Source organism: Mycobacterium asiaticum, assembly GCF_001673635.1.
GTDB lineage: Bacteria > Actinomycetota > Actinomycetes > Mycobacteriales > Mycobacteriaceae > Mycobacterium > Mycobacterium asiaticum_C.
This window is the reverse complement of the sequence record NZ_LZMH01000023.1, coordinates 101,715-116,027: the sequence shown is the minus strand read 5'-3', so window position 1 is coordinate 116,027 and position 14,313 is coordinate 101,715. Positions and strand designations below refer to the sequence as shown.

Below are 14,313 nucleotides of genomic sequence, written 5' to 3'. Positions count from 1 at the left end.
CGCTACGTGGCCTCCGGTGTGTCGCTGAGTCCGGTACCGGTGACGAACCGGCACCGACGGCGGCCGAACAGCCATCGGCCGTCGTGGCGGGTCAGGTCGTCATCGTAGAGAGCCGGACGAAGCTGCTGGGTGACGGCTTGGTGAACAACATTGACGAACAGCACCTGGGATCGCGCCGTGGCGGTGTCGTGGTCGATGTCGATGCGTGAGGCCCCGGTCAGGTGCAGGCCATGGGGTGCCGCGCGAAACATACCGCCGATGTCGTCGCGGCCTTTGAACGTCTTGCCGTACACCTGGAATTCGCCATCGGCGGCGAACAGTTGCAGGGCCCCGTCGAAGTCACCCACGTCGAGGGCCAGCGCGTACTCCGACAGCAGGCTCCGGATCGCCTCGATATCGCTCATTTGCCGGTCGCCTCGCGCAGGTGTTCGGCCGCTCCCCGGCGCAGGGCCTGCGACTCCGATGCCAGGGTGATCATCTCAAAGCCGAGCTCCGCCATCGCGTTACCGGTCTTGCCGTCACTGGCATGGATACCGGTGACCAATCCCGCGGCGGCCGCCACCTCGCGGGTTCGGGTGATCGCCTCGAGCACCCGCTCATCCTTGGTAGCCCCTGAAACGTTCGCACCCAACGAGATGGCCAAGTCGGCGGGTCCGAGGTAGATGCCAGTCAAACCCGTTACCGCGCATATGTTTTCCACATCCTGCAGAGCCGCGGCCGTCTCTATCATGGCGAATACGTTCGCCCGGGATTGCAGGGCGCCAGGATCGAGGCCCAGGCCGGCCCGCAGCGGGCCGAAGCTGCGTACGCCGGCCGGGGGGTAGCGGGTGGCAGCCACCGCGGCCGCGGCCTGGTCGGCTGACTCGATCATGGCGATGATGACAGCGTCGGCGCCGGCGTCCAGCACGCGCCCGATGGGTGCCGGGTCGGCGTTGGGCAGCCGAACCGCGGTCGCGATCGGAACGTGTTCGAGGTGGCGCAGCAGGTTCGCCACGTCGCCGTCGTCGAGATACCCGTGCTGGGTGTCGAATCCGACGTAATCGTAACCGGCACGGGCGAATTCCTGCGGTCCGTGCTGGGTTGGCCCGGTCACCCAGCCGCCCCAGATGGGTGACTTGGAGTTGTTGCGGAACACACTCATACCGTGACCGCGATCTTGACTCGCCCGGGGTCCGGTTGGCAGGCCAGCTCAAACGCCTCGGAGACCTGGTCGACGGGGAACGTGTGGGTGAGGTAATTCTCGAGCAGACCCGGGTGTTCGGCCGCGAATCGGCTCGCTGCTTCCAGAACACGCCGACGGTCCAGCGTGACACCGGATTTCAGGGTCAGGCTCTTGCGCAGCATGGCCCGCATATCGATCGGATACGTCGGGTCATCGGCGACCCCGAAGTAGAACACGGTGCCGCCCGGTGCGGCGGCTTCGATGGCGTGCCCCAGGGTTGCCACCTGATGGCCGACCGCTTCGACCACCACGTCGGGCCGGTCCTCGGGGGCGAGCCGGCTTACCCACCTGTCGCTGGTGGCCCGCACCGCGTCGTCGACACCGTAGGCGTACGAGATCTTTTCGCGGTCGACCGGATCGATCCCGGTCACCCGCCGGGCGCCGGCGGCCTTGGCCACGTAGGAGAAGAGCAGTCCGATGGAGCCTTGGCCGATGATGGCCACGTGGCGTCCGGCGAGGTCCGGCAACTGTTCGCATGCGTACAGCACACAGGCCAGCGGTTGCAAACCAACCGCCTGCGCGGGGGTGAGGGCGCTGTCGTAGCGCGCCAGTCCGTCACCGTCGCTCATTACGCGCTCCATCAGGCCGTCGAAGCTCGACGCCCAGCCCACCACGCGGTCACCCGGCCGGTGGTCGGGATGCCGGCTGGCAATGACTTCACCGGCCACTTCGTGAATGGGGAAGCCGTCCATCTCCGCGGCGCTGCGACCGTCGTCACCCGGCAGCCGTCCCTTGGCGCCGCGAAACGCGGGCAAATCGCTGCCACAGATACCAGCGGCCTGAAACCGTAGCAGCACTTGGCGATCCACCAGGCACTCGGGCGTCTTGTCCGCAATCGTGGTCCGCTCGAAGAGGTAGGGAGCGATGATCCGGTAGGACCACACGTCACACCTCCACCGGAATGTTGTTCCAGCCCCACTGGAAGCTGGAGGGCAACCGGGTGGCGTCGCGCTCGCGGACGCCGAAGTCGGGAACCCGCCGCAGCCATTCCTGAACCAGCACGGCGACTTCCAGTCTGGCCAGATGGTAGCCGATGCAGAAGTGCTGCCCCCGCCCGAAGGCCAGGGAGCGCTTGATGGGGCGGTCCCAGATGAACTGGTCGGGGTCGGGGTACTCCCGCTCGTCTCGGTTGGCCGATGCCAGCAGCGTGATGATGCGTTGTCCCGGCGCGATGGTGTGGTCGTGCAAGGTGAACGGCTTGCGCGCGGTGCGGGCAAACCATTGTGCCGGTGCGCAATAGCGGATCATCTCTTCGCGGGCGACCGGCACGTTGGCGTTCGGGTCGGCGCGGACCACCGCCAGTTGCTCGGGCCGCCGGCTGAGTTCCCACAGTCCGTGGGCGACGATCTTGGGCACGGTTTCGGTGCCGCCGATGAAGATGCACAGCATCTGGGTGGCTACTTCGGTGTCGTCGAGAGCGCTGCCGTCGGGCAGCCGGTAGGCGAGCAGTCCGTCGACGACGGGCAACGCGCCGTTGCGCTCCGCGCGACGCCGCTCGACCACTGGGACCAGGAAGCCCAGGTAGTTCGGCCGGGCCTCCGCGGTATCGACGCCTTCGCCGGGCTCAGCCAGGCTGCCGGCATTGACGGCGGCCAATACCTGCGGAGCGAGATCCGTTGCGATTCCCAGTAATTCACAGACGATCGAGGCGACCACGATGCCGCCGTAGTCCTGGGTCAGATCGAAGGAACCACGCGGGATCAGCTCGTCGAGGCGTTCATTGGCCAACGCACGGATCCTGCCCTCCAGCGACGCGACCCACTTGGGCCGCAACGGTTGTGAGTGGGCACGCCGGATCTCGCCGTACAGGTCCGCGTCGAACACCGCATGGAACGGTAGCGGATGCAGTGGCGGGTCGGGGATCGGCCCGGAATTGTGCTGGGCCAGAACAGATGCCGCCGGCAGCGTTCCTTCCGAGGCGACGAAGGTGCCGTCGTTGACTTCCAGCACCCGCCAGATGTCGTCGAAGCGCGACAACGCGTAGGTGTCCCACTGCGGCATGTAATACAGCGGATGCTCGTCGCGCAGCGTGCGGTAGTACGGCAGCGGGTCGGCCATCACACGCGCGTCGAACGGGTCGTAGGAGAAACTCACTGCAGTGGCGACGGCGGTAGCGCCTGCAGGATGGAGTCCTCCCAACCGTCACGCAGCGCCGGGGCCACGCTCATCCAGGTGACGATCTCGGCGGGCGGGCTGTCCTTCCAGGACGGGTAGTGGTTGGCGAAGCATTCCCAACCGCCCTCCAGCGCCCAGTAGTGGATCACTTCGTTGAACCGGAAGGTTGTGGTGAAGGAACCGAGCCAATGCTTGCCAGTGCGCTCCGACCATGGCACATACAACCGTTCCAGTTCGCGGATGTAGTCGTCCTGCCGGCCCGGCTTGGTCTGCATGATCTCCTGAATGACCAGTGACGCATCGAAATTGGTCTCGCGTAGCTGGGCCAGGGGCCTGTTGCTCGGTCCGGCGTACATGATCCGGCCCTCCCCCTTGGCGCCGATGTCGGCCAGAAACGCCGCCCATTTGCCGGCCGCGGCCTCGTGGCTGCCGCCGCGGGCCTGCGCGGCCCCGATCCGGGCATAATCGCCGAACGCGTCGATCTCCCAGATGATCGTCACTTGCGGCCAGTGCCCGTTGTAGGGCGTGCTCTGCCAGATCGAGAAGAGCCGAGCGCCCAGCTCCTCCATCAAGGGCTGATAGGTGTCGACGAAGACCTCGGTGAAGCGGTCGCTTCGCCCGGAGCCCAGCTCGATCGTCTCGTGCAGGTAGAGCAGGGTGTGGCCGAAATACTTCTTCATCGCAATGCGTCAGCCCAGCCAAGCTGAGTCGGTGAACAAGGTTTCGCTGGGATCGATTGACTGGTAGGCGATTCCGGCTGCGCGTAACGCCTGCCCCTTAAAGGCCCGGGCCGCCGCGCTGAGCTGGTACTCGGTCCGGACGAGGCTGCGGTCGGTACCGAGGGGCCAACCTTGACCCCACAGCGCGACCTCGACCAGCCGGTTGCCCATGGCCTTGCGCATCTTTTCACGCAGGCACCCGTGGGCGATGAACGCTTCGCCGCTGACGGCGAGACTCTGGCTCAGTGGTGCCGAAAGGTCCAGCTCCGATTCCAGGTCCAGCACCTGCACACCGAGGATGCGCAGCGACCTGTCATCGCCGCCGCCCGGCAGCATCACATTCACCTGCCAGCCCGCCATCACCCGGTCGAATAGCCACCCGCCGGCCGTCTGCACGACGTCATCCGGCCGGGCCGCGAATACGTCCAGCCGATGCCGTAGCACCTCGCCGTCGACGGAGGTCCGGCGAGCACGGTTCGCGGGGTGCCCGCTGATGTCGAACGTTGGAGTGACCATCGATCCCTTCCTCGCCGCGCTGTCAGGGCATTGGACAGCGTGACAGTTTTAGGGAGATTTGTAAAGCTGTCGCGGGCGCTCAGGAGTCCCGCCGGACGGCCAGCTCAGCGAGAACCTCGTCGGTGTGCTGGCCGAGGGTCGGCGCTACCGACCGCGGTGACCAGGGCGTTCCGCGAAAATCCGCCGGGGTGGCCACCATCGGCACGCTGGAATCGCCGTCCGGTACGTCGACGATCCCGCCCGCGGCGTGGAACTGCTCGTCGGCGACGACGTCCTCGATGGAATTGATCGGCGACCAGAAGAAGTCCGGCTCGGCCGCGAACAGTTCCGACCACTCGGCCAGCGGCTTGGTCGCGAAGATCTCGTCCAGTTCGGCGATGAGTTGCACTGCGTTGACGGCACGGCCGCGCGCGTCGGCATACCTCGGGTCGTCCAGCCACTCGGTCCGGCCCACCACTCGGCACAGGGCGGGCCAGTGCCGGTCGACCTCGAGGCCGACGATCCAGAAGCGCCGCCCGTCGCCCGCGGCGTAATTGTTCATGCACGGGTTGCCCATGGTCGCGCGCTGTCCGATCGCGATCGGTTGACCGGTGAGCAGGTAGGTGTTGAGGTCGAAGCTCACGGTGTAGGCGCCCTGGCGGTAGAGCGAGGTGGTCACCAGTTGCCCGGAGCCGGTGCGCTCACGGGCCAGCAGCGCCGCGCAGACCGCCGCCGCCAGGGTCATCCCGGCCGAATGGTCGCCCATGCCGCCACGCTGGAAGGGCGGTGTGTCACCGGGCCGGGTGAGCAGATGCGCGATGCCGCCGCGCGACCAGAAGGCCGCCACGTCGTAGGCCGCCCGGTCGGCGTCGGCCCCGCTGTCGCCGTAGCCGGTGATCAGTCCGTAGACCAGTCGGGGGTTGGCGGCGGACACCGACTCGTAATCCAGCCCCAGCCGCTGCAGCGCCCCCGGTCGCACGTTGGTGATGAAAACGTCTGCCTCGGCGAGCAATTCGAGGGCGGTGCCGCGACCGGACTCGGTGGTGAGGTCCAGCACGATGCTGCGCTTGGAGCGGTTGTCCATCTCGAACGGCGGGTTCACCCCCAGCTCGCAACCCAGCATCCGCCCGAAAAGCCGTCCGGGATCACCGCTCGGCGGCTCGATCTTGATGACATCCGCGCCCCAGTCGGCCAGGATGCCGCCCGTCGCCGGCCCCGCCACCCAAACTCCGAGTTCGACGACCCTGATGCCTTCAACCGGTCCGGCCATGAATGAACCCTAACCGCGCATTACAACGGTGGATCGTCCGGCAACGCCTCTGGTTCGCGCGGGTCGGTCACCGAAGTCCAAAGCACGGTGTCACCGGCGACTTGCCGATCACGCCGACCATCGAAGTGTTCGACGTCCGAATCCGACGCCGTAGTGCTGCGGGCACCGGGGCATTTACCCTTCCGGTCCGGGCGGTGCGGATACCGTCGTAGGTGTGGGCATGACGACTGAAACCAAGAGCACCGGCGGCATTCGGGTCGAGAAGAACGGGGCAGTGACCACCGTGATCATGGATCGTCCGGAGGCCCGGAACGCGGTCAACGGATCTGCTGCCGCCGCGCTCGTCGCCGCGTTCGAGGAGTTCGACAATGATGATTCCGCGTCGGTGGCTGTGCTGTGGGGGGATCGCGGAAATTTCTGCTCGGGCGCGGATCTGAAAGGAGCCGAGACAGGTGACTTCAACCCGGTGAACCCGACCGGTCCGGGGCCGATGGGTCCTAGCCGGATGGTCCTGTCCAAACCGGTGGTCGCCGCTGTCAGTGGCTATGCCGTCGCTGGCGGCCTAGAGCTGGCGGTGTGGTGCGATTTGCGAGTGGTCGAGGAGGATGCAACCTTCGGCGTGTTCTGCCGACGCTGGGGATTACCGTTGATCGATGGCGGTACGGTCCGGCTCCCAAGGCTGATCGGGCACAGCCGGGCGATGGATCTGATCCTCACCGGGCGCCCGGTTGACGCGACCGAGGCGCTGGCCATCGGCTTGGCGAATCGCGTTGTGCCGACTGGCACCGCCCGAGCCGCCGCCGAGGAGCTTGCCGCCGAACTTGCGGCGCTGCCGCAACTGTGCATGCGCTCCGACCGTATGTCGATGCTCTATCAGTGGGGCCGGAGCGAGGCCGAGGCCATGGACTTCGAGTTCACCAGCCTGTCACGTTCGGCATCCGAGTTGCAGGCAGGCGCACAGCGATTCGCCGATGGTGCGGGTCGACATGGCTCCAAAGCGTGGTGATCCGACAGTGTTAGCGGCAACGGCATTTGAGGGCCGCCGACATCGTCTTGCCACCGGCGGCGGGATCCTCGTCGTTCAAGGGGATGTTTGGGTGGACGGTTACACACCGGGAGGAATGGGAGGAACGCCATGAGCCTGGTCGCCGGCCGCGGCCCACTGAGTGCCGATCCAGCGGGGCGCTTCGCGCCGCCGATACCCGCCGAGGTGGTATACATCGAACCCCATCCGCGCCGCATTCAGGCCGTCCGCCACGGGCGGACCGTCATCGACACCGAGAAGGCGTTGCTGGTGCACCGGCGAAATCGCCCACTGAGCTATGCATTTCCCGCCGAAGGTATCACCGGCCTGCCTACCGAGCCCGAACCCGAAGCGCCCGGATACGTGCACGTTCCGTGGCACGCGGTCGACACCTGGTTCGAGGAGGGCCGCAAACTGGTGCACTATCCGCCGAACCCTTATCACCGCGTCGACTGCCGTCCGACCACCAGACGCCTGCGCGTCGCCATCGACGGCATCCCGCTGGTGGACACCGACGACACCGTGATCGTCTTCGAGACCGCGCTCGCCCCAAGGCTTTACGTGGCACCGAAGCACGTCCGAACCGACTTGCTCCGCAAGACCGAAACGTCGTCGTACTGCAACTACAAGGGCGTCGCCACATACTGGGCGGCCACCATCGACCAAGGCGGCACGGTCATCGAGGACATCGCCTGGAGCTACGACGAACCGCTACCCGAAAGCGCGGCCATCCGAGACTATTTGAGCTTCGATACGGAAAAGGTTCAGGTCGAGGCGGATTTACCCGCGCCATAAGCCGGCCGCCCCAGCCGCAGTTCCTGCTGGGCGATCATGTTGCGGAACACTTCCAGGCTGCCCCCGTAAATTCCCATCGGCAGGGACAGCCGGAAGAGGTGTTCGGTGACACCGCCATCCGGTGACCCCTTGACCTCGGTCGGCAAGGCCGATGCCGGCCCCAACAGATCCATCAGATCGGCGGCAATATCACGCATCGTCTGCCCGATCGCGACGCGGCCGTACATGCTGGGCGTGGACAACGCCGCCTCGACACGGGCGAAATCGCGTCCGAGGCGGTACTGGGCGGAGTCGTCGGCGATGGAGACCAAAGCGGCGACCCGGTCGACCGCCTCCGCCATCAGCATGCCGTGTCCTGCCATGGTTCCAGCGTCCTGTAAGCCCTCGTCATCGCCCTGTGTCAGGCCGTGTTCGGCCGCGAGCGCCGACCGCATCACCGTCCAGCCATCGTTCACCCCGCCGATCCGGTACAGGTCGTCGACCCGGACGTTGCTGTAGAAGACGATGTTGGTGCGATCGCCGTCGAGGGTGCGGATCCCCTGGATCTCGATGCCAGGCGAATCCAGCGGGACCAGAAACATGGTGAGGTTCCGGTGTTTCAGCCCTTGGGGATCGGTGTTGGTAAGCAGGAAGACGTATTTGGCGTTCTGCGCGTTCGAGGTGAACATCTTGGAGCCATTGATGACCCACGATCCATCCGCTTCTCGCACCGCGCGGGTCTTGCAGGTGGCGACGTCGGATCCTCCCTCGGGTTCGGTGTAGCCCAGACACAGCCGGACATGCCCGGAAAGCACCCCCGGCAGCACCATGTCCACCAGTTCCGGTTGAGCGAACTCCGCTACCAATCGCGCGACCGCTGACGTGGTGCCCCAGTGATACCAAGGGGTGTGCGCCCGGCCGATCTCCAGGTTGAAGATGCGCCGGCGCACCGCGCTGAAGCCGCCCTCGGATTCGGGCTTGAAATCGCCAGCCAGGTAACCCGCTTCACCCAATGCCAGATGCACGCCTTCGTCGAAGTTCTCACCGAACTCGCGGTTTCGGCGGCGCACGTCGTCGGTGACGTGTTCGGTGACGAAGGCCCGGGTCTGCCGGTAGAAAGCCTCGTCTTCATCGGAGAGTGATACGCGCGCGAAATCCATTCAGATCACATCGATTACCAGCGAACCAAACCGGTCGATGACTTCCACCGCATGCGACACGCTGTCGCCGGGGAGCCCGACCTGTAGCCAGGTAACGCCCAGGGCCGCAAGCTTTTCCACCCCGGCCAGGTATGCGTCGGCGTTGAAGTCGTCGGCCGCGGGGCTGCCGCCCTCGAAGTTGGTGAAGGTGATATCGACGGCCGCGGGGTCCTTGCCGGCCGCTTCGCACCGCCGCCGCATGTCGTCGATGCCGGACGCGAGGGCATCCACCGAATCGATGACCGCGGTGCCCGCGGTGCGCGCCAAACCCGCCGGTGCCGCAAAGGGACACCAACCATCACCATGCTCGGCGACCCGCTTGCGCGCCGCCGCCGTGTTGCCGCCGATCCAGATCGGTGGATGCGGCTGGGAGCTCGGACGTGGATGCGCGGTGATCCCGCGTGCGGTGAAATGCTTTCCCTCATAGGTGATGTCGTCACCGGTCCAGACCGCGCGAATCACCTCCAGCGCTTCTTCGAACAACTCGGCGCGCTCGTCGTAATCCACCCCAAGCGCGGCGAATTCCTTCTTCAGGTAACCCACCCCCACCGCCAGCGTGAACCGGCCACCCGAAAGCAAATCCAGTGTCATCCCGGATTTGGCCACCACGAACGGGTTTCGGTAGGGCAACACCACCACGTTCGGAATCAGGCGCAGGGTCGTCGTGTGTGCCGCCGCAAAGCCAAGGGCCGCAAACGGATCCAGGGCATCGTGTCCGCCGGCGTCCAGCCAGCGTTGGGACGGGGCGGGGTGGTCGGTGAACCCGAAACCGTGAAATCCCGCCTTTTCCGCCGCTCCCGCCACGGTCGCGATACCCGACCCACTGGCCAGCTCCGGGTTATACGGGTGGCTGTGCATCGGATGGGTGATGGTGAATCGCATGGAATCAGAACCGGGCCGCGGCGTCGATCGAAGTGTCAGTGGTGCGCAGCGGGCGGATCAGCGCTTCCTGCGCGAAGGAACAAAGCAGGTCGCCCGCCTCGGTGTGCACCGTGCCGCGCACATACGACATTCCCGCACCCACCTGAGTGCTCTCGTGCGAGTAGAGCAACCAGTCGTCCCAGCGCACCGGTTCGTGGAACGACACGAAGATCGACATCGGCGCGGTCGACACGGTCAGGTGAGCCTGACTGGTGCCGATTCCCGGGTGCGCGCGCATCGTGGTCGAAATACCCAGGTGTCCAGTGAAGTACGCGACGAGCGCCTTGGCCAGGTCGTCACGGTCGGGGATCGGGTCGTACTGCAGCCACGCGTACAATTCCGGCGGACCGACCTCGTCGGGACTGTTGACGTCGACCACGTCGACGACCCGCACCTGCCGACCCAGCATCGGCATCTCTGAGTTGTGCGCGTCCGCGGGTGCGGCGACGTCGGGCCGCGGCACATGGTGGCGAATAACGTCGCCGGTCGGGACGTCGGTCAGGACGGTCACGCTGACACAGCGCTTGCCATTCTGCACGGCAGAGACGATCGCGGTGGCGGTGGACCGGCCCTCGTTCAACACGTCGAGGACCAACTCGAGCGGCGGGCCCACCAGCACGGCGCGGGCGAACACCGCATGCGCGGACCGAACCGCCTTGCCCTGGAAACGATTCGCCACGGCCACGATCGCCTGGGCGACCACCTGGGTGCCCTCCACGACCTGCCTGCCGTCCTGCCCGGCCAAGCCGGTCTGCGCGGTGAACCGATCCGGTCCGGCCGCCTCCACCTCGAAAAGATCCAACAGACTCTGGACCGACCACTGGACCTGTTCGGATTCTGTCGTCAAAGCGCTCACCCCTCGTTCCGGCAGCTCACGGCTCAGCGTGACACTTTGCTCACTATTTGTAAAGTTGCATGCGCGTTGACACGGCAGCCCGTGGTGCATGACACTTTTGCAGTGATTTGTAAAGGTATGGCGCCGCCTACGCCGCTGGCCCACGGCTTTTGCTTCGGCGAGGGTCCGCGCTGGTTCGAGGGGCTGCTGTGGTTCTCGGACATGCTCGGTGAAGCCGTCCACACATCCGACATCCGTGGCTCGCTGACCACCGTCCCGTTGCCGGGACACTCGCCGTCCGGCCTGGGCTTCCGGCCCGACGGCTGTCTGCTGATCGTGTCGGCCGAGGACCGGATGGTGCTGTGCTACGACGGCGAGACCGTTCTCCCCCTGGTCGACCTGTCCGAACTTGCTCCGGCCGACCTCGGCGACATGGTCGTCGACGACAGCGGTCGTGCCTACATCGGCTCGCAGGCATATGAAGGCGGGGTGATCCTTCGCCTCGACCCCGATGATCACGCGACCGTCGTCGCCGCCGACCTCGAGTTTCCCAACGGCATGGTGATCACGCCGGACCGCAGGACGCTCATCGTCGCCGAGTCGATGGGCCGGCGGCTCACCGCGTTCACGATCGACCCGGACGGGAGCCTCAGCGACAGAAGAATATTCGCCGACAAGCTCGACGGGCCGCCCGACGGCATCGCGCTCGACGCCGGGGGCGGAGTATGGACAGCCATGACGCTGACACACCAGTTCGAGCGGATCACCGAGGGCGGCGAGGTGACCGACCGCATCGACATGGGCGACCGGGTCGCGATCGCGTGCGCGCTCGGCGGGCCGGAACGCCGCACCCTGTTTCTGTTGTCCAGCACCGACGCTTACCCCAAGCGACTGGCGGGAACCCGCCTGTCCCGGCTGGACGCCGTGCGGGTGGACGTCCCCGGCGCCGGGCTGCCCTGAGCGAACCCGAAGCGAACCGCGAGCGAACCCCCGAGCAAAGAGGTGCCATGTCCGACTCGTACTACGAGCTGATCGACGCCGACGACGCCGCGGGCGAAAAGTTCCGGGCCACCGACCTGGCCCGGGGCACCTGGTCGGCGGCCATCCAGCACGGCGGCCCGGTGTCAGGGTTGCTGGTCCGCGCGCTGGAACGCTGCCAGGCGCGCGAGGATACCCGGCTCAGCCGGGTGGTCATCGACCTGCTTGGCCCGGTCCCGGCCGAGGGCGACCTGTGGGTGCGTTCCTCCGTGGACCGCGGCGGCCGCCAGATCGAGCTGGTGACCGCCGAGATGCGGGCGCTGGCCCCCGACGGCCAACCCCGCCCGGTCGCTCGGGCCAGCGGCTGGCGATTGCAGAAGCTCGACACCGCCGCCGTGGTGCACGCACCCACCCCGCTGCCCCGTCCGCCGTCTGAGGCGTACAACCGCAACATCAAAGCGATGAACTGGGACCGCAACTACGTGCACAGCCTCGAGTGGCTCTGGCTGACCGAGCCGCTGACAGCGGGTCCGGGCGAATCGTGGATCAGACCGATCGCCGACCTGGTCGCCGGCGAGACCATGACCCAGCTGGAGCGGCTGTTCGCGGTGGCCGACTGCGCCAACGGCATCGGCAGCAAGCTCGACATCAGCAAGTGGACTTTCCTCAACACGGACCTGGCCGTGCACGTGTTCCGGGTCCCGGAGGGAGACTGGATCGGCATCCGGGCGGAAACCAGCTACGGGCCGGACGGCATCGGAACGACAATCGGGACATTGTTCGACGAACACAGCGCGGTGGGCGCCATCCAGCAGTCTGTGCTGGTACGACCCAGGCCACCCAAGCCCAACAAGCCACCGGGGGAGAACTCATGAGCCAGAATGCCCAGGTGGACGAAATCCCGGACACCGACACCTCGACCCGTCAGCGGATCCTGGCCGCCACGGCCGAGGTGCTGGCCCGCAGCGGCAAGACCAAACTCAGCCTTTCCGAGGTCGCCACCCAGGCCGGGGTGTCGCGGCCGACGCTGTACCGCTGGTTCGCCTCCAAGGAAGAACTGCTCTCGGCGTTCTCGCGCTACGAGCGCGAGATCTTCGAACGCGGTTTGGCTAAAGCTACCGCCGGGCTGAAGGGCGTCGAAAGGCTGGACGCCGCACTGCGATTCATCGTCGACTACCAGTACTCCTACTCCGGCGTGCGCATGGTCGACATCGAACCCGAGCACGTTATTGCTCAGATGTCGGGCGTGATCCCGGAGATGCGCGCGGGTTTGCAGCGCTTGCTGCCAGGCCCCAACGCCGCGGTGAAGGCGGCCACCGTCATCCGGATCGCCATCTCGCACTACGTGGTGCGCAGCGACGACGGCGAGCAGTTCCTGGCGCAGCTGCGGCACGCTGTCGGCATCAAAGGTGCGGATTAGAAGAGCACGGCCGGGTTGAGATAACCCGTGGGGTCCAGCGCCGCCTTGACGGTCCGCATCGCCGCAATGTCGGCGGGCTCACGCGACATCGACAGGTAGGGCCGCTTGCGGGTCCCGACGCCGTGTTCGGAGCTGACGTTGCCGCCGCAGCCGGCGATCAGGTCCATCATCTCGGCGTACAGCGCCGCCTCGCGCTCGGTCGAGAAACGCAGCACGTTCAGGTGCAGGTTGCCCTCCCCGATGTGACCGAACAGCACCGGCAGCGCATCGGACTCGTGGCGCCCTACCAGCGCGACCGCGTCCCGGGCGAACCCGTTCACCGCCGACAACGGCAGTGACACATCGAATTTCAGCGGCGGCCCGTACACGCCAAGCACCTCGGCCAGCGCCTCGCGCACCCGCCACAGCCGTTGCTGCGCAGCCACATCCAGGCCGACGGCCGGTTCCGAACCTCGGGCAGCCGTAATGCCGTCGAGCAGCTCAGCCAGCCGGTCGGTCTGGTCGTGGTCGCCGGCCAATTCGACGAGCAACAGCCAGTCACCGGGAACCGGGGCGCCGACCCCGGCGTGCTCCCCCGTCAGCGCCGCGCCCCGGGCGTCGATCAACTCCAGCGCCGCGATTCCGTCGACGTCGGCGAACACCCGGCCCGCCTCGACCAGCGCGTCCAGGTCGTCGAATCCACACACCGCGGTCACCCGGTGCGACGGGGTGGGGTGCAGGCGCAGATCCAGCGCGGTGATCACCCCGAGAGTGCCCTCCGCTCCGACGAACAGCGACGGCAGGTCGTAGCCGGTGTTGTCACGCCGTACCGCAGAGTGCCGGCGTACCACCGAGCCGTCCGGCAATGCCACATCCAGTCCCAGCACCTGCTCGCCCATGTTGCCGTAGCGGACGGTCCGCAAGCCGCCGGCATTCGTCGACGCCATGCCGCCGAGGGTCGCGGTGTCACGCGCGGCCAGATCAACGCCGAACAACAGCCCCGCCGCCGCGGCGGCACCCTGCACCGCCGCCAGCGTGGCACCGGCACCGGCCGTCACTCGCCGCTCCGCGGTGTCCACATCGCTTATCGCACTGAGCCTTTCGGTGGACAGCAGCACGTCGTCGTGTTCAGGTACCGTGCCGGCCACCAGCGACGTCCGGCCGCCCTGCACCGTCACGTACGCGCCCGCATCGCGGCACACCCGCAACGCCTCGGCGACCTCCTCCGCCGAGCCGGGACGTACCAGCGCACTAGCCCGGCCGCGGTACCGGCCGGTGTGGTCGACGCTCCGGCCGGCCAGCACGTCCGGGTCGGTGATGACGTGGTTCGAGCCCACCACGGCGGCCAGGCTCTCCAGCATC

16 protein-coding genes are annotated in these 14,313 nt (G+C 66.9%); 5 read left to right on the top strand and 11 right to left on the bottom strand.

The features are described 5' to 3' along the window. Positions 1–2: 2 nt before the first annotated feature. The 7 genes from A5645_RS05900 to A5645_RS05870 all read right to left on the bottom strand — a co-directional run bounded on the left by A5645_RS05900 (position 3) and on the right by A5645_RS05870 (position 5,821). Entirely contained in the window at positions 3–404 is a 402-nt protein-coding gene (locus A5645_RS05900) for a nuclear transport factor 2 family protein (RefSeq protein ID WP_065128878.1), read from the bottom strand. Then, positions 401–1,141 (bottom strand): HpcH/HpaI aldolase family protein, encoded by a 741-nt coding sequence (locus A5645_RS05895; protein ID WP_065128877.1) that lies wholly within the window; start codon positions 1,139–1,141, stop codon positions 401–403. Before A5645_RS05895 ends, A5645_RS05900 begins: the two co-directional genes overlap by 4 nt. After that, the gene (locus A5645_RS05890) at positions 1,138–2,106 is read right to left on the bottom strand and encodes a zinc-binding dehydrogenase (protein ID WP_065128875.1); all 969 of its coding nucleotides are present in this window, start codon (positions 2,104–2,106) and stop codon (positions 1,138–1,140) included. The genes A5645_RS05895 and A5645_RS05890 overlap by 4 nt, the downstream gene beginning before the upstream one ends. 1 nt (position 2,107) lies before the next feature. Next, a complete protein-coding gene (locus A5645_RS05885) occupies positions 2,108–3,316 on the bottom strand; it encodes a cytochrome P450 (protein WP_065128873.1) in 1,209 nt (402 codons plus the stop codon). Next, a complete protein-coding gene (locus A5645_RS05880) occupies positions 3,313–4,017 on the bottom strand; it encodes an NIPSNAP family protein (protein ID WP_065128871.1) in 705 nt (234 codons plus the stop codon). The genes A5645_RS05885 and A5645_RS05880 overlap by 4 nt, the downstream gene beginning before the upstream one ends. A gap of 9 nt (positions 4,018–4,026) precedes the next feature. After that, on the bottom strand, positions 4,027–4,572 hold the full coding sequence (locus A5645_RS05875) for a hypothetical protein (protein ID WP_065128869.1): 546 nt from the start codon (positions 4,570–4,572) through the stop codon (positions 4,027–4,029). A 79-nt stretch (positions 4,573–4,651) separates the two neighbouring features. Then, positions 4,652–5,821 (bottom strand): CaiB/BaiF CoA transferase family protein, encoded by a 1,170-nt coding sequence (locus tag A5645_RS05870; RefSeq protein ID WP_065128867.1) that lies wholly within the window; start codon positions 5,819–5,821, stop codon positions 4,652–4,654. Positions 5,822–6,041: 220 nt separating this feature from the next. Between A5645_RS05870 and A5645_RS05860 the strand changes: the two genes are divergently transcribed. Together A5645_RS05860 and A5645_RS05855 are read left to right on the top strand one after the other, a co-directional pair. Further along, positions 6,042–6,827: a crotonase/enoyl-CoA hydratase family protein gene (locus tag A5645_RS05860; protein WP_172830472.1), complete on the top strand. Its 786-nt coding sequence runs from the start codon at positions 6,042–6,044 to the stop codon at positions 6,825–6,827. A gap of 129 nt (positions 6,828–6,956) precedes the next feature. Continuing rightward, positions 6,957–7,640: a DUF427 domain-containing protein gene (locus A5645_RS05855; RefSeq protein ID WP_065128863.1), complete on the top strand. Its 684-nt coding sequence runs from the start codon at positions 6,957–6,959 to the stop codon at positions 7,638–7,640. On the opposite strand, the gene A5645_RS05850 is transcribed toward A5645_RS05855, so the two are convergent. Genes A5645_RS05850 through A5645_RS05840 form a run of 3 tightly spaced genes read right to left on the bottom strand, consistent with a single transcriptional unit; the run spans position 7,610 to position 10,586 of the window. After that, a complete protein-coding gene (locus A5645_RS05850; RefSeq protein WP_065128861.1) occupies positions 7,610–8,779 on the bottom strand; it encodes an acyl-CoA dehydrogenase family protein in 1,170 nt (389 codons plus the stop codon). The genes A5645_RS05855 and A5645_RS05850 overlap by 31 nt on opposite strands. Next, positions 8,780–9,700, bottom strand: coding sequence for an LLM class F420-dependent oxidoreductase (locus A5645_RS05845; protein WP_065128860.1), 921 nt, complete (start codon positions 9,698–9,700; stop codon positions 8,780–8,782). Positions 9,701–9,704: 4 nt separating this feature from the next. Beyond that, positions 9,705–10,586, bottom strand: a complete 882-nt coding sequence (locus A5645_RS05840) for an acyl-CoA thioesterase (protein ID WP_436405470.1) — start codon at positions 10,584–10,586, stop codon at positions 9,705–9,707. A 126-nt stretch (positions 10,587–10,712) separates the two neighbouring features. Here A5645_RS05840 and A5645_RS05835 point away from each other — a divergent pair, with 126 nt between their 5' ends. The 3 genes from A5645_RS05835 to A5645_RS05825 are packed head-to-tail and all read left to right on the top strand — an operon-like array spanning position 10,713 to position 12,972. Further along, positions 10,713–11,534 carry an SMP-30/gluconolactonase/LRE family protein gene (locus A5645_RS05835; protein WP_065128855.1) on the top strand — a complete coding sequence of 274 codons (822 nt, stop codon included), beginning with the start codon at positions 10,713–10,715 and terminating at the stop codon, positions 11,532–11,534. Positions 11,535–11,581: 47 nt separating this feature from the next. After that, on the top strand, positions 11,582–12,427 hold the full coding sequence (locus A5645_RS05830) for a thioesterase family protein (RefSeq protein ID WP_065128853.1): 846 nt from the start codon (positions 11,582–11,584) through the stop codon (positions 12,425–12,427). Further along, positions 12,424–12,972, top strand: a complete 549-nt coding sequence (locus A5645_RS05825) for a TetR/AcrR family transcriptional regulator (RefSeq protein ID WP_065034669.1) — start codon at positions 12,424–12,426, stop codon at positions 12,970–12,972. Before A5645_RS05830 ends, A5645_RS05825 begins: the two co-directional genes overlap by 4 nt. Here A5645_RS05825 and A5645_RS05820 read toward each other — a convergent pair. Further along, positions 12,969–14,312, bottom strand: coding sequence for an FAD-binding oxidoreductase (locus tag A5645_RS05820; RefSeq protein WP_065128851.1), 1,344 nt, complete (start codon positions 14,310–14,312; stop codon positions 12,969–12,971). The two genes, A5645_RS05825 and A5645_RS05820, sit on opposite strands and share 4 nt — an antisense overlap. Position 14,313: the final 1 nt, after the last annotated feature.